Origin of the sequence: Campylobacter lari subsp. lari, from assembly GCF_013372185.1 — a bacterium.
GTDB classification, from domain to species: Bacteria; Campylobacterota; Campylobacteria; order Campylobacterales; family Campylobacteraceae; genus Campylobacter_D; species Campylobacter_D lari.
Window position 1 is genome coordinate 331,810 of the sequence record NZ_CP053830.1, and the last position, 26,126, is coordinate 357,935.

26 protein-coding genes and 1 tRNA gene are annotated in these 26,126 nt (G+C 31.3%); 23 read left to right on the top strand and 4 right to left on the bottom strand.

Translation table 11 applies throughout. The features are described from left to right. Positions 1 to 2: 2 nt before the first annotated feature. Together CLLT_RS01780 and CLLT_RS01785 are read right to left on the bottom strand one after the other, a co-directional pair. Positions 3 to 224: a MoaD/ThiS family protein gene (locus CLLT_RS01780; protein WP_012661094.1), complete on the bottom strand. Its 222-nt coding sequence runs from the start codon at positions 222 to 224 to the stop codon at positions 3 to 5. Between the two features lie 11 nt (positions 225 to 235). Beyond that, a complete protein-coding gene (locus tag CLLT_RS01785; RefSeq protein ID WP_070255952.1) occupies positions 236 to 1,780 on the bottom strand; it encodes a multicopper oxidase family protein in 1,545 nt (514 codons plus the stop codon). A gap of 126 nt (positions 1,781 to 1,906) precedes the next feature. Between CLLT_RS01785 and nspC the strand changes: the two genes are divergently transcribed. The 11 genes from nspC (at position 1,907) to putP (ending at position 16,249) form a co-directional block, all read left to right on the top strand. Beyond that, positions 1,907 to 3,070, top strand: coding sequence for a carboxynorspermidine decarboxylase (nspC, locus tag CLLT_RS01790; protein WP_070255955.1), 1,164 nt, complete (start codon positions 1,907 to 1,909; stop codon positions 3,068 to 3,070). A 136-nt stretch (positions 3,071 to 3,206) separates the two neighbouring features. Continuing rightward, positions 3,207 to 4,136, top strand: coding sequence for a formate dehydrogenase subunit gamma (locus CLLT_RS01795; RefSeq protein ID WP_012661097.1), 930 nt, complete (start codon positions 3,207 to 3,209; stop codon positions 4,134 to 4,136). A 63-nt stretch (positions 4,137 to 4,199) separates the two neighbouring features. Further along, positions 4,200 to 4,880, top strand: a complete 681-nt coding sequence (locus tag CLLT_RS01800) for a TorD/DmsD family molecular chaperone (protein ID WP_081336330.1) — start codon at positions 4,200 to 4,202, stop codon at positions 4,878 to 4,880. Positions 4,881 to 5,056: 176 nt separating this feature from the next. Beyond that, a complete protein-coding gene (locus CLLT_RS01805) occupies positions 5,057 to 5,260 on the top strand; it encodes a twin-arginine translocation signal domain-containing protein (protein WP_012661099.1) in 204 nt (67 codons plus the stop codon). Positions 5,261 to 5,276: 16 nt separating this feature from the next. Continuing rightward, positions 5,277 to 8,099: a formate dehydrogenase subunit alpha gene (locus CLLT_RS01815; protein ID WP_081352027.1), complete on the top strand. Its 2,823-nt coding sequence runs from the start codon at positions 5,277 to 5,279 to the stop codon at positions 8,097 to 8,099. A gap of 10 nt (positions 8,100 to 8,109) precedes the next feature. Further along, complete coding sequence (gene fdh3B / locus CLLT_RS01820; RefSeq protein WP_012661101.1) at positions 8,110 to 8,679, top strand: formate dehydrogenase FDH3 subunit beta; 570 nt, start codon at positions 8,110 to 8,112, stop codon at positions 8,677 to 8,679. Positions 8,680 to 8,733: 54 nt separating this feature from the next. After that, positions 8,734 to 9,462, top strand: a complete 729-nt coding sequence (locus CLLT_RS01825; protein WP_070255958.1) for a winged helix-turn-helix domain-containing protein — start codon at positions 8,734 to 8,736, stop codon at positions 9,460 to 9,462. Between the two features lie 47 nt (positions 9,463 to 9,509). Next, positions 9,510 to 10,088, top strand: a complete 579-nt coding sequence (gene yedF / locus CLLT_RS01830; RefSeq protein ID WP_012661103.1) for a sulfurtransferase-like selenium metabolism protein YedF — start codon at positions 9,510 to 9,512, stop codon at positions 10,086 to 10,088. Then, positions 10,085 to 11,116 (top strand): selenide, water dikinase SelD, encoded by a 1,032-nt coding sequence (gene selD / locus CLLT_RS01835; protein ID WP_081352020.1) that lies wholly within the window; start codon positions 10,085 to 10,087, stop codon positions 11,114 to 11,116. Before yedF (CLLT_RS01830) ends, selD begins: the two co-directional genes overlap by 4 nt. A 140-nt stretch (positions 11,117 to 11,256) precedes the next feature. Beyond that, entirely contained in the window at positions 11,257 to 14,754 is a 3,498-nt protein-coding gene (locus CLLT_RS01840; protein ID WP_074692616.1) for a bifunctional proline dehydrogenase/L-glutamate gamma-semialdehyde dehydrogenase, read from the top strand. A 13-nt stretch (positions 14,755 to 14,767) separates the two neighbouring features. Then, on the top strand, positions 14,768 to 16,249 hold the full coding sequence (gene putP, locus CLLT_RS01845) for a sodium/proline symporter PutP (RefSeq protein WP_074692615.1): 1,482 nt from the start codon (positions 14,768 to 14,770) through the stop codon (positions 16,247 to 16,249). 15 nt (positions 16,250 to 16,264) lie between these two features. Here the strand turns inward: putP and yedF (CLLT_RS01850) are convergent, their stop codons facing one another. Together yedF (CLLT_RS01850) and yedE are read right to left on the bottom strand one after the other, a co-directional pair. Then, a complete protein-coding gene (gene yedF / locus CLLT_RS01850; RefSeq protein WP_012661107.1) occupies positions 16,265 to 16,492 on the bottom strand; it encodes a sulfurtransferase-like selenium metabolism protein YedF in 228 nt (75 codons plus the stop codon). Next, the gene (yedE, locus tag CLLT_RS01855) at positions 16,489 to 17,703 is read right to left on the bottom strand and encodes a selenium metabolism membrane protein YedE/FdhT (RefSeq protein ID WP_074692612.1); all 1,215 of its coding nucleotides are present in this window, start codon (positions 17,701 to 17,703) and stop codon (positions 16,489 to 16,491) included. The genes yedF (CLLT_RS01850) and yedE overlap by 4 nt, the downstream gene beginning before the upstream one ends. A 163-nt stretch (positions 17,704 to 17,866) precedes the next feature. Between yedE and CLLT_RS01860 the strand changes: the two genes are divergently transcribed. From CLLT_RS01860 to CLLT_RS01915, 12 genes are all read left to right on the top strand, one after another. After that, positions 17,867 to 17,964, top strand: a tRNA-Sec gene (locus CLLT_RS01860). Positions 17,965 to 17,988: 24 nt separating this feature from the next. Further along, the gene (locus tag CLLT_RS01865; RefSeq protein WP_012661109.1) at positions 17,989 to 19,239 is read left to right on the top strand and encodes an adenylosuccinate synthase; all 1,251 of its coding nucleotides are present in this window, start codon (positions 17,989 to 17,991) and stop codon (positions 19,237 to 19,239) included. After that, on the top strand, positions 19,236 to 19,655 hold the full coding sequence (locus tag CLLT_RS01870) for a flagellar FliJ family protein (protein ID WP_012661110.1): 420 nt from the start codon (positions 19,236 to 19,238) through the stop codon (positions 19,653 to 19,655). Before CLLT_RS01865 ends, CLLT_RS01870 begins: the two co-directional genes overlap by 4 nt. Then, the gene (locus CLLT_RS01875; RefSeq protein ID WP_041570263.1) at positions 19,652 to 20,170 is read left to right on the top strand and encodes a MotE family protein; all 519 of its coding nucleotides are present in this window, start codon (positions 19,652 to 19,654) and stop codon (positions 20,168 to 20,170) included. The genes CLLT_RS01870 and CLLT_RS01875 overlap by 4 nt, the downstream gene beginning before the upstream one ends. Positions 20,171 to 20,231: 61 nt before the next feature. Further along, the gene (locus tag CLLT_RS01880; RefSeq protein WP_012661112.1) at positions 20,232 to 20,783 is read left to right on the top strand and encodes a DUF507 family protein; all 552 of its coding nucleotides are present in this window, start codon (positions 20,232 to 20,234) and stop codon (positions 20,781 to 20,783) included. Next, positions 20,780 to 21,898 carry a glutamine-hydrolyzing carbamoyl-phosphate synthase small subunit gene (gene carA, locus CLLT_RS01885; RefSeq protein ID WP_012661113.1) on the top strand — a complete coding sequence of 373 codons (1,119 nt, stop codon included), beginning with the start codon at positions 20,780 to 20,782 and terminating at the stop codon, positions 21,896 to 21,898. The genes CLLT_RS01880 and carA overlap by 4 nt, the downstream gene beginning before the upstream one ends. Continuing rightward, complete coding sequence (locus tag CLLT_RS01890) at positions 21,895 to 22,557, top strand: sulfite exporter TauE/SafE family protein (RefSeq protein WP_074692611.1); 663 nt, start codon at positions 21,895 to 21,897, stop codon at positions 22,555 to 22,557. The genes carA and CLLT_RS01890 overlap by 4 nt, the downstream gene beginning before the upstream one ends. Before the next feature lie 123 nt (positions 22,558 to 22,680). Beyond that, a complete protein-coding gene (ccoN, locus tag CLLT_RS01895) occupies positions 22,681 to 24,147 on the top strand; it encodes a cytochrome-c oxidase, cbb3-type subunit I (RefSeq protein ID WP_070255972.1) in 1,467 nt (488 codons plus the stop codon). A gap of 11 nt (positions 24,148 to 24,158) precedes the next feature. Continuing rightward, positions 24,159 to 24,824: a cytochrome-c oxidase, cbb3-type subunit II gene (gene ccoO / locus CLLT_RS01900; RefSeq protein WP_012661116.1), complete on the top strand. Its 666-nt coding sequence runs from the start codon at positions 24,159 to 24,161 to the stop codon at positions 24,822 to 24,824. Between the two features lie 8 nt (positions 24,825 to 24,832). Continuing rightward, positions 24,833 to 25,036 (top strand): cytochrome c oxidase, cbb3-type, CcoQ subunit, encoded by a 204-nt coding sequence (locus CLLT_RS01905; RefSeq protein ID WP_070255975.1) that lies wholly within the window; start codon positions 24,833 to 24,835, stop codon positions 25,034 to 25,036. After that, complete coding sequence (gene ccoP, locus CLLT_RS01910; protein ID WP_074692609.1) at positions 25,036 to 25,914, top strand: cytochrome-c oxidase, cbb3-type subunit III; 879 nt, start codon at positions 25,036 to 25,038, stop codon at positions 25,912 to 25,914. The genes CLLT_RS01905 and ccoP overlap by 1 nt, the downstream gene beginning before the upstream one ends. Further along, on the top strand, positions 25,914 to 26,126 hold the full coding sequence (locus CLLT_RS01915) for a DUF4006 family protein (protein ID WP_012661119.1): 213 nt from the start codon (positions 25,914 to 25,916) through the stop codon (positions 26,124 to 26,126). The genes ccoP and CLLT_RS01915 overlap by 1 nt, the downstream gene beginning before the upstream one ends.

A 26,126-nucleotide genomic window follows, 5' to 3' on the forward strand; every position in this document is an offset into this window, starting at 1 on the left:
TATCAACCCCCACAAACTGGTGGAAGTAAGCAAATTTTATCTCCATCTTTAAAAGAAGCATTTTCATCAAAAAGCATTTCATCATTTAAAGATATTGCACAAAGTTCTAACCATTCTTTTAAGCTTTCATCTTGCCCTAAAATCACTTTTAATTCTTTTAAGCTTTTTACTTCTAGTTCTAAACTTTCTTTGTTGATTGGTCCTAGAAATTCAACTTTTACCATTTTTTTTACCTTTATTCTTTGATTTTTAAAATTCCCATCATTCCAAGATCTTCGTGTTCTAAAATGTGGCAGTGAAACATTCTAATTCCGGTGAAATTTTGGCTCATTCTTAGTCTTAGTTCTTCACCAGGTCTTACATTGATCGTATCTTGCAATGCTCTGAATTTTGCTTTTGTTATTTTACCTTTAAATTGAGAAGAAATGAGTTCAAATTGTGTTCCATGTATATGAAAAGGATGATCCATGTGCGAAGAGTTTTTTACCACCCATTCTTCTACCTCGTTTAATTTTGAAGTCAAATCCGTTCTATTCATATCAAATGTTTTACCATTGATCAAAAACATAGAGGCAAGGCTTTGTTTGATTTCTTCTTCGCTTTTATTGCTAATGCCGTGCATTTGCATATGGTCTTCACTCATGATTACTTCTTTAAAGCTTGTAGCTTCTTTTAAAGGTGGAAATTCTCGTAGCTTTTCAGGTATGTTTTCTATAGTTTTTTCTACTTTAAGATCAGCTAACATAAGAGTGTAAGGTTCTTCTTTAACAAGCATTTTATCGCGGTCATAATAAGTACTTTCAAGTTTAAATTCACCCTTACTTGCTTTGATTAGCACTTCTACTCTTGAAGCAGGACTTAAAAACAACTCATCTAATTCAATACCTTTTTCTATAAGTCCCCCATCAGTTCCCACTAAAATAAATTCAGCACCTTGAATGCGTAAATTTAAATGCCTTGCCGCACATAGATTGTATATGCGAATTCTTTGTGTTTCATTAATTGTGATTTTTGGTTTTAATTGTCCATTGATTAAGACTAAATTTCCTTCTCTACCATTTAACCAATCAAATAAATTATTATCAGGAATTTGTGCGTTTTCATCTAAACGCAAATCACTAATCACCCAATCTTGTTCTTGTAAATGCGACAATGCATCTTTTCTAGCTTTTACTACAAATACCCCTGCTAAGCCTTTATAAACTTGCTTTGCTGTGATGTAGTGTGGGTGTGGATGATACCAGTAGGTTCCTGCTGAATTTTCTCCAAGTTTAAAGCGATAAATTCTTTCTCTACCAGGCATGATAGGATCGTGTGGGTTGCCATCTTGCTCAGGTGGTATATCAAGTCCATGCCAGTGGATAGTAGTTGGCTCTTTTAAACTATTTTTTACCAAAATTTCTACAGTATCACCTTCATAAACTTCTATTTTAGGTCCAGGTATAGAGCCATTGTAAGTAAAGCATTTTGTTTTTTTACCTTTAACAAGCTCTATTTGACTTTCTTTGATTTCTATACTTGATCTAAAGAAATTTTTCTTTGTACTTGTGTTTTTTAGAAGTTTTAAATTTGCTAATGTTTGTCCGCTAGGAAAGTCTTTTTCATCAAGTAATTTAATGTTTGGATTTTCTAGTTTGATAAAAGAAGTATCGATTTTTTTTATATCTTTTTGTGCGTGCTTTGAATGCATATTATGATGAGAATGATCTCCCATTGCATAAGCGCTACTAATACTTGCTAAACTTAGTGCATTAAATTTTAAAAATGATCTTCTATTCATTAAATATTTCTCCTTAAATATAATAATTATTCTTATTATTGTAAATATTATTTGGTAAATATCTTTAAATTCTTAGAAAAAACAAGTTATAATTGTGACAAAATGAAAATATAATCAAGGAAAATAATGCAAATTAAAAATTATTTAGATAATGATTTTACAACGCCAGCTTATGTAGTAGAAGAAAATAAACTTAGAAAAAATTGCGAGCTTTTAGCAAAAGTGGGCGAGCAAAGCGGAGCCAAAATTTTACTTGCCTTAAAGGGTTTTGCTTTTTCAGGTGCTATGGATATAGTGGGTGAGTATTTATCAGGTTGTACTTGTAGTGGGCTTTGGGAAGCAAAATATGCAAAAGAATACATGGATAAAGAAATTCATACTTTCTCACCTGCTTTTAAAGAGGATGAAATAGATGAAATTATCAAGCTTTCAAATCATTTAGTATTTAATTCTTTTAATCAATTTAAAAAATACAAAGAAAAAGCAAAGATTAAAAGCATTGGATTGCGTGTAAATCCTGAATTTTCAGTAGCTCCAAAAGAAATTTATAATCCTTGTGGCAGGTTTTCAAGACTTGGAATTCGTGCTGTTGATTTTGAAAATGAAGATATAAGCGATGTTAATGGGCTTCATTTTCATGCTTTGTGTGAAGAAAGTGCGCATTCTTTAGAACTTGTTTTAAATGCTTTTGAAGCTAAATTTGCAAAATTTATTAAAAATATGAAATGGGTAAATTTTGGTGGTGGTCATCATATCACAAAAGAAGGTTATGACACGCAAAAACTGATTGATCTTTGTAAAAAATTTGCTGATAAATACGGAGTTCAAGTATATCTTGAGCCAGGTGAGGCTGTGGGTTGGCAATGTGGAACTTTGGTAGCTAGCGTGGTTGATATAATAGAAAATGAGAAAAAAATAGCTATTTTGGATACTTCAAGTGAAGCTCATATGCCAGATACTATCATCATGCCTTATACAAGTGAAGTTTTAAATGCAAGAATTTTAGCAAGTCGTGATGGGCAAAATTATAGCGAACTAAAAGAAAATGAATTTGCTTATTTGCTTGGTGGAAATACTTGTTTAGCAGGCGATATAATGGGTGAGTATGCTTTTAATCAAGAGTTAAAAATAGGGCAAAAAATAGTATTTTTAGATCAAGCGCATTATTCTATAGTAAAAAATACTACTTTTAATGGAGTAAAACTTCCAAATTTAATGTTCTTAGATAAAAATGGAAATTTATCTATGGTAAGAGAATTTAGCTATGAAAATTATTCAAAAAGAAACTAAAAATTAAGTTTTTTTGTAGTTTTTTGTAAATTTATGTTTTTTAAATAAAACTTTTTTTAAAATAAAAACGGAAACTGAAAATTAACAAAACTACAATGCTAAGCTTTAGCTAGCGTGTAATGTTTAGGAGTAATTTATGCATAGGGTTATACTAGCTCTTTTAGCCTGTTTTAACTTTCTATTTGCTCAAGAAAATTTTGAAGTTAAAAATACTCAAATTTGGGATGTGCAAAGAGTAATGAATATAGAAAGTTATCAAAATTTTGGTGCTTTGTGGACTAAGCTGCAAGGTGAGTATATTGCAAGCGCTGTTTTGATTATACTTATAGTAGTGATTTCAGCTTTTGCTTTGCACTATATGGTAATAGGTCCAAAGAAATTTTCTCATGATGGTAAGAAAATTTATGCCTTTTCAGTATTTGAAAGATTGTTTCATTTTGTAGCAGCGATCTCTTGGATTATCCTTGTACCGACCGGACTTATTATGATTTTTGGATCGTACTTTGGTGGTGGATTTTTTGTAAGAATGTGCAAAAACTTACATGGCATTGCGACCATTTTATTTATTATTTCTATCATTCCTATGCTTTTGTGTTGGATTAAAAGAATGCTTCCGGCAAGTTATGATCTAAGATGGATGATGATGGTTGGTGGATATCTAAGCAAAGAGAAAAAACCTGTGCCTGCGGGTAAGTTTAATTTTGGTCAAAAGTCATGGTATTACATAGCTGTATTTGGTGGATTTATGATGATAATCACTGGTGCGTTTATGTTTTTCCTTGATTTTAATTCTACTTCTTTACAGTCTATTTTTGGAATTTCTCATATAGATATTTTAAGAGCTTCAGCTATCATCCATAATATTTTAGGTATTTTATGTGCAGTATTTTTTGCTATTCATATTTATATGGCTGTATTTGCTATTAAAGGAAGTATCCACTCTATGATTAGTGGTTATAAAGAAGAAGAAGAAGTTTATATTTTGCATTCTTATTGGTATAAAGAATTAAGCGATAAAAAACAAATCAATCCATCATTTACTTACGATTCTAAAACAAAATTTTAAAATCTCACTTGATTTTTTTAAATTTTCCTTGTTATAATCAAATAAAAATAACAAGGAAAATTAATGATACAAGATATTGATCTTTCGCGTAAATATTTTTATGAATTTTTTTCAAAAGCTTTTAATTTTATCGATGAAAATGAATTTAAAATTTGGCATGAACAAGTTTTAGTTTTAGCTCAAAGTCCTTTAGATGATAGTTTAAAATCTGATTTTGAAAAACTTAGTGCATGTGATTTTGCAAGTTTTAAAGAAGAGCAAAATGGTGTATTTTTTGATTTTTCTTATGTGAATGTGCCAATTAGTGCTTCATTTTATGATGAGGGCAGAGATGATGGTAAAATGAAGCTCCAAGCCTGTGAAATCATTAGAAAAACTAAATTTAGAAAAAAAGAAGATTGCAGACAAAGTGAAGATGAATTTGGCTTTTTATTTGCTTTTATGGCAAGTATAATTGAGTATGATTTAAAAGTTGCACAGCAATTATTTCGTTTCGTGATAAATCCTGTAATAGATGAGTTTATAGAAAAATTACAAATTCATAAAAATTCAAATTATTACATAGCTATTGCTAATATTATGAAAGTTTTTTTTGTAAGTGAAAGAGCGTATTTAGAAGTACAAGCACCTGCTAAAAAAGAGGGTAAAACCATAGCAGATGAAGCCTTGCAAAGACTTCCTTATGAACCAAGACTTCCTACTAAATTTAGTAAAACAAATATAGAAGAACTTAGTAAATTATAAAAATAAATATGTATTTTGTTACCAAAATACATATTATCAAAATCATCTTTTTATGAAAATAGAAATTAAATAAAATCTTAAGTGAAAATATGCAAAAGTTATAATGTTTAAGTGTATAAATACTTTGAGAATAAGTATTTATAGTTATTCTTTACTTTTATTTCAAAGGAGAGAGCATGGAGGCCAATCAAAGAAGGGATTTTTTAAAAAAATCTTTGAAAATTGGTGCTTTAGGGGTAGTAGCTGGAGCGAGCGTTAATGCTTTGGCTAAGGATGATTACCAAGAGCAAAATACTGTAGTTTTGGGAAAAAGTACTAAAAAAGAAGTGCTTTATAAAAAAACTATGCATTGGGAAAAATACTACAAAATAGCTTATTAATTAAGAAAGGAAGAAGATGGCATTAGCAAGAAGAAATTTTCTTAAGCTTGCTGGTATTGCTGGTCTTGGAAGCGCGGCTTTTGGTAGTGAAAACAAAGCCATTAGAGCTGCAAGCGAACAAGAAGTAGTAAATCCTTATCCAGATTCTAAGATTGTTAGAACAATCTGTAGTATCTGTAGTGCAGGCTGTGGAATTAAAGCAGAAGTGCAAGATGGAGTTTGGGTGCGTCAAGAAAACGCTATAGAACATCCTATTTCTCAAGGATCACACTGCTGTAAAGGAATAGATCAAATCGATCTTACTAAATCAAAACAGCGTATTAAATATCCTATGAAAAAAGAAAACGGCAAATGGGTGCGTTTAACTTGGGAGCAAGCTATCAATGAAATTGGTGATAAAATGCTTGAAATCCGTAAAGAAAATGGACCTGATAGCGTTATGTTTTTGGGTTCTGCTAAATTTAATAACCAACAAGCTTATTATTTTAGAAAATTTGCAGCATTTTGGGGTACTAACAATATAGACCACGTTGCTAGAATTTGACACAGCGCAACAGTCGCCGGTGTGGCGAATACATGGGGTTATGGCGCTATGACAAATCATTTTGGTGATGTGACTAAACATTCAAAAATGATGATTATTTTTGGTGCAAATACTGCTGTGGCAAATCCTATCGGATTTAAACACTTATTACAAGCAAAAGATCGTAATAATGCTAAATTAGTAGTTGTAGATCCTGTATTTACAAAAACTGCAGTACATGCTGATGAATATGTAAGAATTCGTCCAGGAACTGATATAGCTTTAGTTTATGGTATGCTTCATTTGATCTTCAAAAACGGTTGGGAAGATAAAGAAATCATCAAAACTAGAACTTATGGGGTTGAAGAAATAAAAGCAGAGGCTGCTAAATGGACTCCTGAGGTTGTAGAAGATGTAACAGGTGTTCCAGCAGCTCAACTTGAAAAAATCACAAGAATGCTAGCTACAATCAAACCTGCTACGCTATTTTGGGCTTTAGGTATTACTCAACACTCAGTAGGTAGTTCTAATACAAGAATTTTAGCTATCTTGCAACTTGTATTAGGAAATATAGGCAAACCAGGCGCAGGAACAAATATCATCAGAGGTCATGATAATGTTCAAGGAGCTACTGATATGGGTTGTTTGGCTGATACTTTACCGGCTTATTATGGGCTTGATGATAATGCATGGAATCATTTTGCTAATTTTTGGAATGTAGATAGAGAGTATTTAAACTCAAGATTTTATTCTAAAGAATGGATGCATGAAAAAGGTTTTTCGCTAGCAAAATGGTGGCAAGGCGTTTTACATGAAGAAAAAACTTACTCTAACTCACCTATCCGCGTACTTTGGGTGCAAGGAACAGGTATTACTTCTATGGCACATACGGTTAAAATTCAAGAAGCACTTAAAAAGCTTGATATGATAGTAATTGCTGAACCTTTTGTAAATGAAGTAGCAGTTTTGGCTGATCGTCCAGATGGAATTTATATCATTCCTGCTTGTACTCAATTTGAAACAGAAGGTTATGTAACAGCGACTAACCGTGCTATGCAGTGGCGTTCTCAAGTAGTAAAACCAATTTATGAAAGTAAAGAAGATCAAGAGATTATGTTTGCTTTTGCTAAAAAATTTGGTTTTTATAAAGAATATACTCGTGGCATGAAAATGGAATTAAAAGATCACAAACTTGTACAAACAAGAGATGATAATGATGATAATTTCATATGGCCTGATGATGCTACAAGAGAAATGAGTAATGGTCTTTTGAGTATAGGTTTAAGAGGTATTTCAGCTGAGCGTCTAAGAAAACACCAGCAAAATTGGGAGCATTTTGATCCTGATACCCAAAGAGGTTTAGGTGGTGAAGTTAAAGGTGAATATTACGGATTGCCTTGGCCTTGCTGGGATAAACAACACCCAGGTACTTCTATCATGTGGAATACTGATATTCCTTATGAAGAAGGTGGTATGGGCTTTAGAAACCGCTTTGGTTTAGAGCATGATGGACATTCTCAATTAGCAGATGAGGCCTTTACTCCAAAAGGATGTAAAGTTAAAGGTGGCTACCCACAAATCACTAAAGAAAATATCGAAAAAGTGTTTAATATCAAACTAAGCGATAAAGAAAAAGAATTAATGGGTGCTAGCTGGAGTACAGATATTTCAGGTATTATCTTAGAAAAATGTAGAGAAAAAAGTGCTTGTTGTTTGGGTAATGCAAGAGCTAGAATGAAAGTTTGGGAATTTGCTGATCCTATTCCACTACATAGAGAGCCTATTCACTCGCCTCGTTGGGATTTGGTTAAAAAATATCCTACTTGGGGTGATCAAGAGAAAAACTTTAGGGTTGAGAGTAAATTTATTAGCGAACAACAAAAAACAGATTGGAGCAAAGAGTTTCCAACTATCATTTCAAGTATGCGCTTAGTAAATTTAAGTGGAGCTGGTATGCTTGAGAGAACTAGTAAATATCTTGCTGCAATCACACCTGAAATGTTTGCTAATGTGCACCCAGAACTTGCTTTAAAATACGGCATCAATGATGGTGATATGATGTGGATTCACTCACCACAAGGTACTAAGATCAAAGTAAAATGTGTGCATAATCATTCAGTTACACCAGATAGAATTTGCTTGCCTTATAACTTTGCAGGTATTATGCAAGGTGTGGATTTAAGCTATAATTATCCTGAAGGCACTAAACCTTATACTATAGGGGAAAGTTCTAACACGGTTACTAACTATGGTTTTGATATAAATACGCAAATTTCTGAGTTTAATGCAGGACTTTGCAGACTTGAAAAGGCTTAAGGGGTAAGTTATGGCTAGAATGAAATTTTATGTAGATAATAATCGCTGTATTTCTTGCTTTGCTTGTCAAGTAGCTTGCTCAAGTGCGCATGAAGTGCCAGTGGGAATTAATAGAAGAAAAGTAATCACTCTAAATGAAGGTATAGAAGGCAAAGAGTTTTCAACAACTCTTGCTTGCCAACACTGTACAGACGCTCCATGTGAGCAAGTTTGTCCTGTAAAATGCTTTTATATAAGAGCTGATGGTATAGTTTTACATGATAAAAAAACTTGTATAGGTTGTGGATATTGTCTTTATGCATGTCCTTTTGGCGCTCCACAATTTCCAAGAGATGGTGCTTTTGGCATTAAGGGTGAAATGGATAAATGTACTATGTGTGCAGGTGGTCCTGAGCCTACTAACTCTCATGAAGAAAGAGAACTTTATGGGCAAAATCGTATCGCAGAAGGTAAAGTGCCTATGTGTGCTGCGGTTTGTTCTACTAATGCGCTTTTAGTTGGTGATGCAGCTGAAGTAAGTGCAATGTATAGAAAAAGAGTAATGCTAAAGGGTCAAAATTTAGGACTTGATGCAAAATAATTCAAAGGGTGTTTACAAACACCCTTTTTACTACTTATAATCCAAGGTTAATTTATGGAAGAGCTAATTTTACAAATTCAAAAAAATCTTGATGAAAATAATAAACTTACTTGTAAAAAAGCATTAGAACTTTTAAAACAATACTCTAAAGAAGATTTTCAAGCTGCTATAAAAGAATTAGGTGTAAAAATTTCAGATTGTGAGCTAGGCCAATTTGGCAAGTTAAATAAAAATATAGCAAAAAGTGAAATTTTAGAAAAATTAGAAACAAAATTAGATTCTAAGCGTCGCATAACATGTAAAGATGCTTTAGAATGTGCTAAAAACTTTAATATGGCTGATATGAGAGCTACACTTAAAACTTATAAAATTGATGTTAAACACTGCGAGCTTGGTTGTTTTGAAGAAAAAAAAGGTAAAAAATTTCATGTTAAAAGCAAAATTTGGATAGAAAATTCTGATGGAGAATTGCTTTTTGGTAAAGGTAAAACAGATATTTTAGAATTAGTAGGAGAATGTGGAAGTATCTCCCAAGCAGCTAAACAACTAGGGATTAATTATAAAAAAGCATGGCTTTATATACAAGATTTAGAAAAAAATATGAAAGAAAAATTACTTATTGCTAAAAAAGGAAGAGGAAGTGAATCAGGTAGCAAGCTTACTCCAAGAGCTTATGAGTTAATTCAAAATTTTAAAATTTTACAACAAGATGTAGAAGAATACACTAATAAACGCTTTAAAGAATTATTTTTCAAGAAAAATCAAGAAAAAGATAAAACTTAATTTGAATACAAGTTATAACAATATATCATTAAATAAAAAGGCAAAAGATGAAAATTGATTGTAGAGATTTAGCTTGTCCACGTCCTGTAATAGAAACAAAAAAAGCTTTAGAAGAACTAAAAGAAAATGAAAATTTAGAAATTCTTTTAAATTCTCAAGCTTCTAAAGAAAATGTAATGAGATTTTTAAAATCTTTAAATTTGAAATTTAGTGTTAAAGATTTAGATGATGAGAGTGTTATTAGCATTGTAAAAGATGGCAATATAGCTCATAATCAAGAACAAAATTTACAAGAATACAATGTGTTATTTTTAAAAAGTGATAGAGTAGGCGAGGGAGAACTTGGAAAAAATTTAATGTTAGGTTTTTTAAAAACTTTAAAAGATTTACCTAATAAACCTGTAAAAATCCTTTGTGTTAATGATAGTGTTTTGATGAATACTGATTGCTCTCATATGGCATTTGAGGCTATGAAAGAACTTGAAAATTTAGGAGTTGAAATTTATAGTTGCGGGGCATGTTTGGAATTTTTTGGCAAAAGTAAAGAGCTTAAAATAGGTAAAATAGGCAATGCTTATGAAATTTTAAATGAACTTTTTGGAAAGGCAAAGATTATTTCTTTATGATATATAAAGATCAAAAACTAACCCAATATGTAAAAGCTGCGGGTTGAGCTGCCAAATTAGACTCGGTGGGTCTTGACAAAATACTTGGCATTTTAAAACCGCATGAAAATATTTTAAGTGGCATTGGCAATAACGAAGATGCAAGTGTTTATAAGCTAAATGAAGATTTGGCTCTAGTGCAAACTCTTGATTTTATCACACCTGTGGTTGATAGCGCGTATCATTTTGGCGCTATAGCTGCTGCAAATGCCTTAAGCGATGTATTTGCTATGGGTGCTGAGGTGATTAATGCTTTAAATATTGTAGGCTTTGATACTTGTCATTTTAATAATGAAATTTTACTTGAAGTTTTAGAAGGTGCTAGAGTTAAGGTTGAAGAAGCAGGGGCTGTGCTAGTAGGTGGACATACTATAGAAAATGACGAATTTATTTTTGGTCTTAGTGTAACAGGTGTAGTTCACCCTAAGAAATTTATAGCTAATAATAGTGCAAAAGATAATGATGTAATTTTGCTTACTAAACCTATAGGTAGTGGTATTATTAGCACTGCTATTAAGGCTAGTTTGCTAGAAAAAGAAAAGATTTTAAAAGCAGTAGAACAAATGAGCTTTTTAAATTTATATGCAAGTCGCATTTTGAGAGAATTTAAAAGTCTTAGTGCTTTAAGTGATGTGACAGGTTTTGGTCTTTTGGGGCATTTAAAAGAAATGTTAAATAAAGAAATTATGATAGAAGTATATAAAAATGAAATTCCTTTAATGGATGGAGTTTTATCAATGGCTAATATGGGGATAATCCCCGCAGGAGCTTATAAAAATAAAGATAGCCTAAAAATTTGGGTTGAAAATTTAAATGAAAAAGATGAGGATATAATGTATTTTGATCCTCAAACTTCAGGTGGACTTTTAGCTAGTATGAGTGAAAATGAAGCAGTTGAAGCTTTAAAAATCTTGAAGGATCACAATATAGAGGCAAAGATTATTGCTAGATGTGTAAGAAATACTCATAATTATTTATTATTGTGCTAATATTTTATTTATAATCAAAAATATATGTTTATATTTGTTACTTTTTTACATAAAAAAATAAATTATAAATAAATATATGTTGATTTTCGTTGCAATTTTTGTATCATAAATACATATTAACTATTAAAGTGGAGGAAAAAATGATACAAAAAGCTTTGCAATTAGCTGAAGAATTACAAAGAAAGATAGAAAGTAATATCTCTCAAAGCGAAAAAGAATTTCATGCCAAAATGCAAAAACTTTTAAACAATCCTAAAAATAAAGTAATGTTGATCGAACTTTTAGATCGCTCTTTTAGATGTAAAGATAAAAGTGCTAGTTTTGAGCTTATAGAACATACTTTAAACAAATACGGTATAGCTGATTTTTTTAGTGCTTTTGAAAAATTTTTACTTTTTTCATTTTTAAATTTTGGAAAATTTGCACCAACTCTTAGTGTGCCATTTTTCATTAAGCATTTAAGAGAAGATACTAAGGCCATGGTTTTAGATGCAAATCCTAGTGTTTTAGAGCCTCATATGCGTAAAAGAAAAGATGAGGATAAAATCACTTTAAATGTAAATTTAATCGGGGAAGAGGTCTTGGGTGAAGCTGAGAGTGCTTATAGAATGAAAAAATACGAAGAAGCACTAAAAACAAGCTATATTACTTATATTTCTATTAAAATTACTACCATTTTTTCCCAAATCAATATCATTGATTTTGAATACTCTAAAGATGAGGTAGTAAAAAGATTGGATAAATTATATGCTCTTGCTTTAGAGGAAGAAAAAAAGCAAGGTGTGTCTAAATTTATCAATCTTGACATGGAAGAATTTAGGGATTTAGAATTAACCGTTGAAGCTTTTATGGAGAGTGTTGCAAAGTATGATATTAAAGCAGGTATTGTTTTGCAAGCTTATCTACCTGATTCTTATGAGTATTTGAAAAAACTTTTTGCTTTTTCTAAAGAAAGAGTTTTAAAAGGTATGAAGCCTATAAAAATTCGCTTTGTTAAAGGAGCGAATATGGAAAGTGAAGAAACTATAGCTTCGCAAAGAGGTTGGGCTCTACCTACTTTTTATAAAAAAATTGACACAGATAGTAACTATAAAAAAATGCTTGATTTTGTCTTAGAAGGAGATAATCATAAATATATTAATATAGGTATTGCAAGTCATAATTTATTTGAAATTGCTTATGCTTATACTAGAATTTCACAAGCTGGAGCTTTATCATCTTTTACTTTTGAAATGCTTGAGGGTATGAGTTTGCAATGTTCTTACGAGCTTTCTAAAATGCATGATCTTATACTTTATGCACCAGTTTGCGATGAAGCACATTTTAACAATGCTATTGCATACTTAGTAAGAAGACTTGATGAAAATACTAGTGAAGATAATTTCATGAGATATTTTTTCAATCTTAAAATCAATGATAAAAATTGGCAAATGCAAAAAGAATTATTTATAAAATCCTTAGAAGGTGTTGCTAGTTTGGATAATTCTACTCATAGAACTCAAGATAGAAATAATGAAACAAAGGCTATTAGTTCTTATGAGAGTAAAGAATTTAAAAATGAACCTGATACAGATTTTATCTTAAAAGCAAATAGAGAATGGGCTAAAGCAATACGCACTCGATATGAAAATTTAGAAAATTATGATGTTTATCCGGTTGCAAAAGAAGAGATTAAAAATGAAAATTTACAAGTAGTAGAAGTTAAAGATAAAATCAAAAATCGCACTATAGGAAAAGCATATTTGGCAGGAGAAAAAGAAATAAAATTTGCTTTAGATGTAGCTAAGAGCTCAAATTTTAGCAATTTAAGTCATGATGAAATTTATAAAATTTTAGCAAAAACTGCTCAACTTGTTAGAGAACGTAGAGGAGATTTAATAGGTATAGCAGCTTTAGAGGTAGGAAAAACTTTCTTAGAAATTGATCCTGAAGTTAGTGAGGCTATAGACTTTTTAGAATTTTACCCACATTCTTTGGAAAAACTAAAAGAGCAAAATCCAAATACCACTTTTAAAGCAAAAGGCATAGGTGTGGTGATTGCGCCATGGAATTTCCCAGTAGGTATTTCAGTAGGAACCATAGCAGCGCCTTTGGCCGCAGGTAATAAAGTAATATATAAACCATCATCTTTATCAATGTTAACAGGTTATATGCTTTGTAAATGTTTTTGGGATGCAGGAATTCCAAAAGATGCTTTGATTTTCTTACCTGCTAAAGGTAGTGATATATCAAAATACTTACTTGTTGATCAAAGTGTGAAATTTTCAGTATTAACCGGTGGGGAAGAAACTGCTTATGCAATGCTTAAAGCAAATCCAACCTTGCTTTTAAGCGCTGAAACAGGCGGTAAAAATGCAACTATTGTTTCCAAATTTGCTGATCGTGATAGTGCGATTAAAAATATCATTCATTCAGCATTTTCAAATTCAGGTCAAAAATGCTCTGCTACTTCTTTGCTTGTTTTAGAAGAAGAGGTTTATAATGATGAAGAGTTCAAAAAGACTTTGGTAGATGCTGCTAGTTCTATGGCGGTTGGAAATCCATTTGTATTTAAAAATAAACTTGGAGCTTTAGCAGATAAACCAGATGTGAAATTACAAAAAGCTTTAGATGAGTTAGCTCCGTATGAAAGTTGGGCTTTAAAACCTAAATTTATAGATGATAATCCTTATCTTTTAACTCCAGGGATTAAATATGGCACTAAAAAAGGTGATTTTACGCACATGAATGAGCTTTTTGCGCCAATTTTAACTGTAATGAAAGCAAAAGATTTAAAAGAAGCTATTGATATAGTAAATTCTACAGGTTATGGGCTTACAGCAGGATTTGAAAGTTTAGATGAGAGAGAATGGGAGTACTTCCATACTCACATAGAAGCAGGAAATATTTACATTAATAAACCAACAACAGGAGCTATAGTTCTTAGACAGCCTTTTGGTGGTATTAAAAAATCAGCCATTGGTTTTGGTAGAAAGGTTGGAATTTATAATTACATTACCCAATTTTTAGATATAGAGCAAAGTCAAGCTGATCAAAATGTTTTAGACAATGAATTAGTATCAAATTTAAATGCTTTAAACTTGGATTTAAATGAAAAAGATAAAGCCGATTTTGAAGTCATTAAAGCTATAGCAAGAAGCTATGCTTATCATGCAAAACATGAATTTGCAAGTGTGAAAGATTATGTCAATATAAGAGGTGAGGATAATCTTTTCTCTTATACAAAGGTTAAAAATATCGCTTATAGAGTACATAAAGATGATAGTTTAAAAGATATTTTAGGAGTTATTTTAGCAGCTAGTGTACTAAATATTGATCTTATTTTAAGTTATGATGAGCATGAAAAAATAGATCTTGTGCAAAAAATTAATCAAAAAATTAGTTCAAAAACTTTATTCCTTAAAGAAAGTAAAGAAAATTTCATTAGCAAAATAGCTGATTATGAAAGAATTCGTTATTTTGCTCCATTAGATGTTAATGATGAAATTTTCATAAAAGCAGCAAGTTGTGCAAAAATCATCGCTAATGCTAAGCCTTTAATGAATGGGCGTTTTGAGTTGCTTTTATATCACAATGAAAAAGCTTTAAGTATATCTTTCCATCGTTATGGAAATCTAGGCATCCGTGCTTTAAAATAAAAAAGGAGGTAAAATGGAGGTTGTACAAATTAATACTCAAATTGCGATAATGTTTGTCGCATATTCAGCGTTAATGCTTTTTATCGGATTTTATTTTTATAAACAAAATAAAAACTCAGAAGACTATTTTTTAGGTGGTCGTTCTATGGGGCCTGTAGTTTCAGCACTTAGTGCTGGAGCTTCTGATATGAGTGGTTGGCTTTTAATGGGCTTACCAGGAGCTTTATATGTAAGTGGCTTAGCTGAAAGTTATATTGCAATAGGTCTTAGCATAGGAGCGTTTTTAAACTGGGCTTTTGTAGCAAAAAGACTTAGAATTTACACTAGTGTGATTGCAAATTCTATTACCATTCCAGATTATTTTGAAACAAGGTTTGATGATGATAAGCATATATTAAGAGTGGTTTGTGCTATTGTTATTTTGATTTTCTTTACTTTTTATGTTTCTTCAGGACTTGTAGGTGGGGCAAAACTTTTTGAAGCAACTTTTGGAATCCAATATGATTATGCTTTAACTACAGGAACTGTGATTATAGTTGCTTATACATTTTTGGGTGGATATAAGGCGGTTTGTTGGACGGATTTAATTCAAGGCTTATTGATGATGAGTGCTTTGATTATCGTGCCTATAGTGATGGTTTATCATTTGGGTGGTTTTAGTGAAGCTGTTAATATAGTCAAAGAAATCAAGCCAAATACTTTTTCCATGGGAGAAGGATTAAGCTTTTTAGGTATAGTTTCAGCACTTTCATGGGGGCTTGGGTATTTTGGTCAGCCACATATTTTGGTGCGCTTTATGTCTATACGCTCAACTAAAGACATTCCAACTGCTACTTTTGTAGGAATTTCTTGGATGATTATATCTTTAATTGGCGCTTGTTTGATAGGTGTTTTAGGTATAGCTTATGTGAGTAAATTTGAACTTAGTTTGCAAGACCCTGAAAAGATTTTTATCGTAATGTCACAATTACTTTTTAATCCTTGGATAGCAGGTATTTTATTAAGTGCTATTTTAGCAGCTATTATGAGTACAGCAAGTTCGCAATTGCTTGTTTCAAGTTCGACTATAGCAGAAGATTTTTATAAAAGAATTTTCAATAAAGAAGCATCTAATAAAATGGTAATGACTTTAGGTAGATTTGGTGTTTTAGCAGTGGCTGTGATAGCTTTTGTTATTTCTACTGATAAAAACTCAAGTGTTTTAAGTATAGTTGCTTATGCTTGGGCAGGATTTGGAGCAAGTTTTGGTTCTGTAATGCTTTTTTCATTATTTTGGTCAAAAATGACTAGATATGCTGCTATTGCAGGTATGATTACAGGTGCAGTTGTAGTTGTAGCATATAAAAATTTCTTAGCTGAGTGGCTTAATTTTCCTGTTTATGAAATCATTCCAGGATTTTTAGCTGCATCCATTGTGATTGTTTTAGTGAGCTTGGTAACTAAAGTGCGCCCAGGAACTAAAGCAGCTTATGAAACAATGTTAAAACATCTTTGATATATTCAAAAGCCTTTAAGGCTTTTGGATTAAAAATCTAAGCGTTGGCCCATCTTGATTTATTTCTAGAATTTCAAAACCACGATTTTTAGCATCCTGCGGTATGGAATTAATGCTTTGTGGGCAATCACATAAAATTTCTAAGACTTCGCCTGACTTTAGTTCTTTTAATGCATCAATAGTAGCTATAGCAGGGTATGGACAAGCCTCACCTTCTAAATTTAAACTATAATGAATAATCATATTCCCCCTTTTTTATTTTGTTTGAAAAAGAATGATTTTTTAAACTTTAATATAAATAAAAATAAAATTGCAAATAAAATTAAATTAATTACCAAACCATTAAAATAACCAAATTCATTTAAAAGATGAATCTTTACTCCATCTGTTAAGAAATTTGGAAAATGATCATAGCTTAAAGCTAATATCATAGTACCAATAATATTTGCAATACCCACTATAATAAAATGACTTTGTCCTTCACAAGCTCTATACATCCAGCCACACTCACATCCTCCGGCAAAAACTATCCCAAAGCCAAATAAAAAAGCACCTAAAGCAATATTTGGTGATATTTCTATTATTTTGCTAGTGTGTCCTTGTAAGATAAAAGCAAAAGCTATTAAACAAGCTATAATCATACCTATTAAAGCACCCTTTATGGCATTATCCCTACCAAATAAAAATAAATCTCTAAAGCAAGAAGTGAAGCAAATTTGAGCCCTAGATATGATAAAACCAAAAACAAAGCCAAATATCAATGCTAAAGGAAGAATACTTTCTTTGTTTTTAATATTTAAAGGTTGTTTTTGTAGTATAAATACAACATAAGTTATAAAAATTATAAATATACTAAGTCCTATATAAAAATATATCTTTGCGGTTTTATTTTGTGTTTTTAATGGTTGATTTTCTTTGCAAACGCGTTGTAATTTAGCTTTTGGCTTAAAAGGTGCTAGATTACAAACTTTAACAGCTAAATAAATCCCTAAAATCATAAATAAGGTAAAAACCCAAGTATGTAAAGAAAAATAAGGCAAGCCTGTAAAAAAATTTGCCAAGTTGCAACCAAAGGCAAGTCTCGCACCAAAACCGGATAAAATTCCACCTATAATAGCTTGAAAAATTCGAATTTTGCTAGCAGGTAAGCGCCATTTGAATTTATTTGCTAAAAATGCAGTGCTTAAACACCCTATAAACATACCTATAAGCATAATACCATCAATTCTTGTTAAGGGGCTGCCACTTAAATTTTGTTTTTGATAATAAGAATAAGAGCTTAAGTCTATACCAAAAAATTCCAAAAACTCTCCGCCCCAGCGTGTCATTTCGCCAGTGACCGCCCAAACACTACCAAAAATTCCAAAATAAATCGCACTTAAAATTCCAAGCACAATCATGCCTTTAGAATTATCCCAAAAATTGATAAAAAATGATTGTTTGAAAGAATGCATTGTCGTATCCAAAAATTGTGATTGTCAAAACTTGACACTAATTAAAGTTAGTATTATAGCTAATAAATTTAGATAAAATAAAATATTATCATAAAAATACAGTTTTAATTTTGCGTATTTGGTTTTTGTTTTAATTAAAAATATTAAGATATAATATCTTTTTGGAAGGTTAGCTTATCTGGTGATGGCCACTGACTTCAAATCAGATGAAAGGGTAGTTGACTACTTTTTGGGGAGTTCGATTCTCTCACCTTCTCGCCAAATTTAAGTCAAAATGGAGTTTTCATGAGTAAAGCAGATATTGTCGTTGGTATCCAATGGGGTGATGAAGGTAAGGGTAAGATAGTTGATAAGCTATGTGAAAATTATGATTATGTTTGCAGGAGTGCAGGCGGACATAATGCAGGTCACACTATATGGGTTGATGGTATAAGATATGCTTTACATTTAATGCCATCAGGTGTTTTGAATAAACAATGCATTAATGTTATAGGCAATGGTGTCGTAGTTAATCCTGATGTATTAATTAGTGAAATGGCTCAATTTGAAAATTTAGAAGGAAGATTATTTATAAGCGATAGAGCCCATTTAAATTTAAATCATCATGCTTTGATTGATCAAGCAAGAGAAAGACTTAAAGGCGATAAAGCTATAGGAACAACAGGCAAAGGCATAGGACCAAGCTATGAAGATAAAATTAGCCGTAATGGACATAGAGTAGGGGAATTGCTAGAGCCTGAAAAACTTTGTGAAAATTTAATGAAAGATTTTGAACTTAAAAAAACTTATTTTGATGTTTTAGGTATTGCAATGCCTAGCTATGATGAAATTTTAAAAGATTTAAAACGCTTTAAAGAAGTTTTAGCACCATATATCACAGATACTACAAGAATGCTTTGGAAAGCTTTGGATGAGGATAAAAAAGTATTGCTAGAAGGTGCGCAAGGATCAATGCTAGATATTGACCATGGAACTTATCCTTATGTTACTAGCTCAACGACTATTTCAGCTGGAGCTTTAAGTGGTTTGGGGTTAAATCCAAAAGAAATTGGAAAAGTTATAGGTATAGTAAAAGCTTATACAACAAGAGTGGGAAATGGAGCTTTTCCAAGTGAAGATTTAGGTGAAGATGGTGAAAAAATAGGACTTATTGGTAAAGAAATCGGAGTAAGTACAGGTAGAAAAAGAAGATGTGGTTGGTTTGATGCAGTTGCGGTAAGATATACTGCAAGATTAAATGGCTTAGATACTTTATCATTGATGAAACTTGATGTGTTAGATGGTTTTGAAAGTGTTAAAATTTGTAAAGCTTATGAGTATAAGGGGCAAGAAATAGACTATGTGCCTTGTGATTTAGAAAATGCTAAACCTATTTATGAAGTAATGGAAGGCTGGGATAAAGTTGCAGGGATTAGGGATTATGATTTGTTACCTGAAAATGCTAAAAAATACATTAAGCGTTTAGAAGAATTAAGTGGTGTTAAAGTAGGTTATATCTCTACAAGCCCTGAAAGAGAAGATACTATCATTTTATGAAAAGCAAATATTCTTCTGTAATTAAGCTTAGAAAACAACAGCTTGATAAAGCAGAAGCAAATTTAACTAAAACAAGACAAAAGCTTTTACAGTGTGAAGAAGAGTTTAAAGAAGCCTCAAAAACTTGTGAAAGCTTAACTTTAGCCAATAAGGGCTCGATAGCTTTGTTAAGATCGTCTTTAAAATTGCAAGAAATTGCAAGAGAAGGTAAGCAAAGGGTTAAACAAAAGTTAGATTTAACCAAAAAAGAACTTGCACATCATCAACATTTATACAAAAAGGCTCATTTGGAATTTGAAAAAATCAAAGTTTTAGAAAACGAAGAATTAAAAAAGATTCAAAAAGCTTTACAGAAAGAAGAAGAAAAATTTATAGATGAACTTGCTATAACAAGGCATTTTAATAAGGAAAAATGATGAAAAAAATAATATTTTTATTAATTTTTTTAAATTTTGTAAAAGCAGAACAAAATTGTGAGCAATATTTTGAAGCAAGAAAAGAGCAAATGCAAGAACAAATTAGAGAATATGATGAGGCAAGACAAAGTTTAGAGGCATATAGAGCATCTTTTGAAGCTTTACAAAAAGAAAAAATGCAAGCTTTGGTGCAAAAAGAAGCTGATATTAATGCAAGTTTAGAACAAATTAAAAGCTTAAAAGAACAAAATGAGCGTATATTGAAAGCAACTAGAGAAAATCTTCAAGCGATTAATGATAAAACTATGGGGCGTATTACAGAAATCTATGCAAAAATGAAAGATGTTGCTGTTGCAGGTATATTAAGCGAAATGGAACCTGATGAGGCTTCAAAAATTCTACTTTCGCTTGATCCTAGAAAAATTTCATCTATTATGGCAAAAATGGAACCTAAAAAAGCTTCAGATTTAACATTACTTTTGAAAAATTTAGATCAAAATGCAAGTTCGCAGTAAGTTTTAAGCAGTTTTTACCTTTTTTTTAGTATTATTTCAATAAAAATAAAAAGGTGGATAAATGCGTATCAAACCAGCTCACATACCTTATATAGCAAATAAAATAATACTTGATTTAATGCATTCTTCTTTTGTTAAAATCAAAGATGATAGTCAAAAACTTTTAAAAATAGCAAAAGAAATCATAGAAATAGATGTTTTGAATGAGCGTAAGCTTGATGAAAAAGCAAAAGAGCTTTTAGAAAGCCAAGAAGATGAAATTGAGTTTATGCAAATAGATAGAAAAAGTATGTTTTGGATGATTAAGAAAAAACTTGCAAGCGATTTTAAATTTATACTAGATAGTGAAGATAGATACAACAACCTTTCTCATAAAATTTTAGAAAATTTAGTAGAAGAGGATTTGATAAATTATAATGTATCAGAAAATCGTGTGAAAAATCTTATCTTTTCAAGTATTATGTCTTATTTAAAAGAGTATGAAAATTTAGAAGATATAGTTTATGAAAAAATTTCAAATTACAAAAGAAAACTTATACCAGGCTCTGAAGAGTATGAATTGATTTTTGAAAAATTATATCAAGAAGAATTAAGAAAAAAAGGGCTTTTATGAAAGCATATATTTATATAGAAAATGATGTTTTCTTAAGTGCAAAAGCTTTTGGACAAAGTGGAACTTTTTTTGGTGAGCTTGTTTTCAATACATCTTTAACAGGTTATCAAGAGATTATTTCTGATCCTTCATATGCGGGTCAATTTGTGGTTTTTTCAATGCCAGAAATTGGTATAGTTGGCGTTAATGATGAAGATAACGAAAGCAAAGAAGTTTTTGCTAGCGGTATGATCATAAGGGAATTAAATGAAGATTATTCTAATTTTAGAGCCAATAACTCTTTAAGTGCTTATTTGAAAAACCATGGCAAAATAGGACTTTGTGAAATTGATACTAGATTTTTGGTTAAAATGATTAGAGATCAAGGAAATTTAAGAGCGGTAATATCTACTGAAATTAAAGACAAAGAAGAGCTTAAGAAAATGCTTTTTTCTAGTGCTAAAATCGATGAGGTAAATTATGTAGCACAAGTTAGCACAAAAACTTCATATACTCACAAAAAAGGCACTTGGGATCATAGTAAAAAAGCTTATGAGAATGCAAAGACAAGCGGTAAAAAAATAGCTGTGATTGATTATGGTGTAAAAGAAAATATTTTAAATGAACTTGTAAGTGTAGGACTTAAAGTAGAGGTTTTTCCTTATAATACCAAGGCAAAAGATTTGATTGAATTATACCAAAAAGGTGTAATTCATGGTGTATTTTTATCCAATGGACCAGGTGAGCCAAAAATTTTAAAAGAAGAAATTGCAGAGATTAAAAAATTAGCAGAAGCAAAAATTCCTATGCTAGGTATTTGTTTAGGACATCAGCTTTTAAGCAATGCATTTGGTTATGAAACTTATAAGATGAAATTTGGTCAACATGGAGCAAATCATCCAGTAATCAATCTTACAAACAATACAGTAGAAATTACAGCACAAAATCACAACTACAATGTTCCTGAAGAAATAGCAGAGGTTGCAATAATTACTCATAGAAATTTATTTGGTGATAATGTAGAGGGAGTTAAATACAAAAATTACCCTATCATTTCAGTACAACATCACCCAGAAAGCTCCTCAGGACCACATGAGAGCAAATACATCTTTAAAGAATTTTTAGAGCTTTTGTGAATTTAGATTTCATTGCTTTAGCGAGTATAGCTTTTCTTTCTAGCTTTGGACATTGTTATGGAATGTGTGGAGGTTTTGTTTTAGCTTATACTCAGCTTTCAAAGCAAATCAAACTTCCTTTTTCTCTTTTGATTTTCTCTTATCATTTATCTAGAATTTTTGCCTATGTTTGTTTAGGTGTTTTTTTTGGATTTTTTGGAAATTTATTTTCTTTTAGCGAATTTGCAAAAGGTATAATGCTTTTTATTATCGGAATTTTTATGGTGGTTTTAGCTTTTGCTTTAATTTTTAAAGGAAAATTGTTAGCTTTTTTTGAAAACTCTTTATTTTTTGACTGTGTCATTAAAAAAAGCATTTCAAGATTAATTCAAAATAAGTCTTTGAAAAGTACTATTTTTTTAGGCTTTTTAAATGGTTTTGTACCTTGCGGCTTGGTGTATTTTTATATAGCTTTTGGAATGAGTGTGCAAAATGTATACTTAGCAGCGTTAATTATGCTTGTTTTTGGACTTTCAACACTGCCTGCTTTGGTATTTTTTGCTTATTTTTCTAAAACATTGAGTGAAAAATTTCAAAAAACAGCTAGTTTGATTTCTTATATTTTAATATTTTTTTATGGCTTGTATTTTTCTTATATAGGTTTTTCTATAACTCGATAAAATTTATTACTTACTTATAATTCTTAATAGATGATTAATCATTGTGTTTTTAAGCTAAAAAAGATGATAATTATCATATAATATAGTGATTGCATATTGCAGAAAAAAACTTAAGGAGAGGAAATGCACCCAGGAAATGCATTAAACTATGACTATACGGTTGCTAAATACTTTATGTTTGCTACCTTATTGTTTGGTATTATTGGGATGGCTATTGGAACGCTTATAGCTTTTCAAATGGCATATCCGGATTTGAATTATCTAGCTGGTGAGTATGGTACTTTTTCAAGACTTAGACCATTACATACTTCAGGTGTGATTTTTGGTTTTATGCTCTCAGGTATTTGGGCAACTTGGTATTATATTGGTCAGCGTGTGTTAAAAGTTAGCATGGCAGAATCTAAATTTTTAATGGCTATAGGTAAGTTACATTTTTGGCTTTATATGATTACTATGATTGTAGCTGTTATAAGTTTATTTGCAGGTGTTAGCACTTCAAAAGAGTATGCAGAACTTGAATGGCCGCTTGATATATTAGTGGTTTTAATTTGGGTTTTATGGGGAATTAGTATTTTTGGACTTATTGGAATTCGCCGTGAAAAAACTTTATATGTTTCACTTTGGTATTATATAGCTACATTTTTAGGTATAGCTATGCTTTATTTGTTTAACAATATGGCAGTTCCAACTTATTTTGTAAGTGGAATGGGCGATTGGTGGCATAGTGTTTCCATGTATGCAGGAACTAATGATGCATTAGTTCAATGGTGGTATGGACACAATGCTGTTGCATTCGTATTCACTGTTGGTATAATTGCTCAAATTTATTATTTCTTACCAAAAGAAAGTGGGCAACCAGTATTTTCTTATAAATTATCATTATTTGCATTTTGGGGCTTAATGTTTGTATATTTATGGGCAGGTGGACACCACTTGATTTATTCTACTGTGCCTGATTGGATGCAAACTATGGGTTCAGTGTTTTCAATAGTATTAATCCTTCCTTCTTGGGGTTCAGCAATTAATATCTTGCTTACTATGAAAGGTGAGTGGAGTCAATTAAGAGAAAGCCCATTAATCAAATTTATGATTTTAGCTTCAACTTTCTATATGTTCTCAACTTTAGAAGGTCCTATTCTTTCTATTAAATCAGTTAATGCATTAGCACACTTTACAGATTGGATTCCAGGACATGTTCATGATGGTACTTTAGGTTGGGTTGGCTTTATGACTATGGCTGCACTTTATCACATGGTGCCTAGAATGTTTAAAAGAGAACTATATAGCAAATCATTAATGGAAGCTCAATTTTGGATTCAAACTACAGGTATAGTATTGTACTTTAGTTCTATGTGGATAGCAGGTATTACTCAAGGTATGATGTGGAGAGCTACTGATGAGTATGGTAACTTACTTTATACTTTCATTGATACTGTTGAAGCTATTGTTCCTTATTATTGGATTAGAGCTGTGGGTGGCTTGTTATACTTAGTAGGATTTTTCATGTTTGTTTATAATATTTATAAATCAATTTCAGTGGGTAGAGTGCTTGATAAAGAACCAAAAAGTGCTTCACCTATGGCAGCATAAGGAGGAAAAATATGTTTAGTTGGTTAGAAAAAAATCCATTCTTTTTTGCTGTGGCAGTATTTATAGTGATTGCATATGCAGGTATTGTGGAAGTTTTACCTGATTTTGCTCAAAATGCAAGACCAATTGAAGGTAAAAAACCTTATACGGTTTTACAACTTGCAGGACGCCATGCTTATATTAAAGAAAGTTGCAATGCATGTCATTCACAACTTATTCGTCCGTTTAAATCTGAAACTGATCGTTATGGTATGTATTCAGTTAGCGGTGAATATGCTTATGATAGACCATTTTTATGGGGTTCAAAAAGAACTGGACCTGATTTATTGCGTATAGGTAATTTTAGAACTACAGATTGGCATGAAAATCACATGTGGGATCCAGTTTCAGTTGTTCCTGGTTCTATTATGCCAGCTTACAAACATATGTTTAATAATAACGCAAACATAGAAACAGCATATGCTGAAGCACTAACTGTAAAAAAAGTTTTCAGTGTACCTTATGATACTGAAAATGGTACAAAACTAGGTACTTGGGAAGAAGCTCAAGCAGAAGTAATGGCTGAAGCTAAAACTATAGTAGATCAAATGAAAAATCAAGATGTTAAAGATGCGTTTGCAAGAGGTGAGATTAAAGAAATCGTTGCATTAATTGCGTATCTTAACAGCTTAAAATAGGAAAAAATATGGATTTAGAACTAATAAGAGAACTACAAGGCTATGGATTTTTCGCTCTTGTAGTATTTTTAGTGGTAGTTTTGTATTCTTATTGGTTTCATTTGTATAGATCTGAAAAAACAGGTAGAAGAAACTATGAAAAATATGCTGATTTGGCATTACATGATGAAATCAGTGATCGTGTTTTAGAGCAAAATAAAAGGAGTGCTTAATGCAATGGTTGAATTTACAAGATAATGTTAATTTATTATCTTTTATCGGAGCAATTCTTATCATACTAATTACGCTAGTTGTGGTAGGAAAATTGTTTAAAAGTATGAAAGAAGAAAAGAGCCAAGGTGAACTAAGCGAGCATAGTTGGGATGGTATAGGTGAGTTTAAAAATCCTATACCGCTTGGTTGGGCTGTAGTGTTTTTCTTAGCTATAGTATGGTGTATATGGTATTTTCTTTGGGGATATCCTTTAAATAGTTATTCTCAAATTGGTGAGTATAATAAAGAAGTTCAAGCACATAATGAAAAATTTGCACAAAAATTTGCAAATTTAAGTGCGCAAGATAAACAAGAAATGGGTAAGAATATTTTCTTGGTTCAATGCTCATCTTGTCATGGTATTACAGGTGATGGTATTAATGGAAAAGCACAAAATCTTAACATTTGGGGTTCAGAAGAAGGACTTATAGAAGTAATTACTAAAGGCTCTAAGGGTTTGAATTATCCTATGGGTGAAATGTTAAGTGCAGCTGATAATGGCATAGATGAAGCTGATATCCCTGCAATTGCCGCTTATGTTGCTTCTGAAATTTCAGCAATCAAAAAAACTGAAAATCCTCAACTTGTAGCAAAAGGAAAAGAACTTTTTGCAACTTGTACAGTGTGTCATGGTGAAGATGGAAAAGGAACTATCGATGGACAATTAGTTGCGCCAGATCTAACAAAATATGGTAGCGCAAGCTTTGTTGTAGATGTTTTAAATCGTGGTAAAACAGGATTTATAGGTATAATGCCACATTTTAATAATGGTGTATTAAATGAGCTTCAAAAAGAAGCAGTTGGCGAATATGTAATTTCTCTTTCAAGGGGTGAATAATGGAAAATCAAAATAGATGTGTATTTTCACTTTCAGGGGTAAGTGGATTATTAATCGCAACTGTTTTATTGTTAGCGATTTTAGTTTGCTTAACGATTTGGGGGTTAAACATTCAGCAAGATGTAATGCAAAAACCATACAAATTAGAAAATGCAGAGCAAATTAAAATGTTTAATTCTAAAGAAGATGAACATATCATTATAAAGGAATGA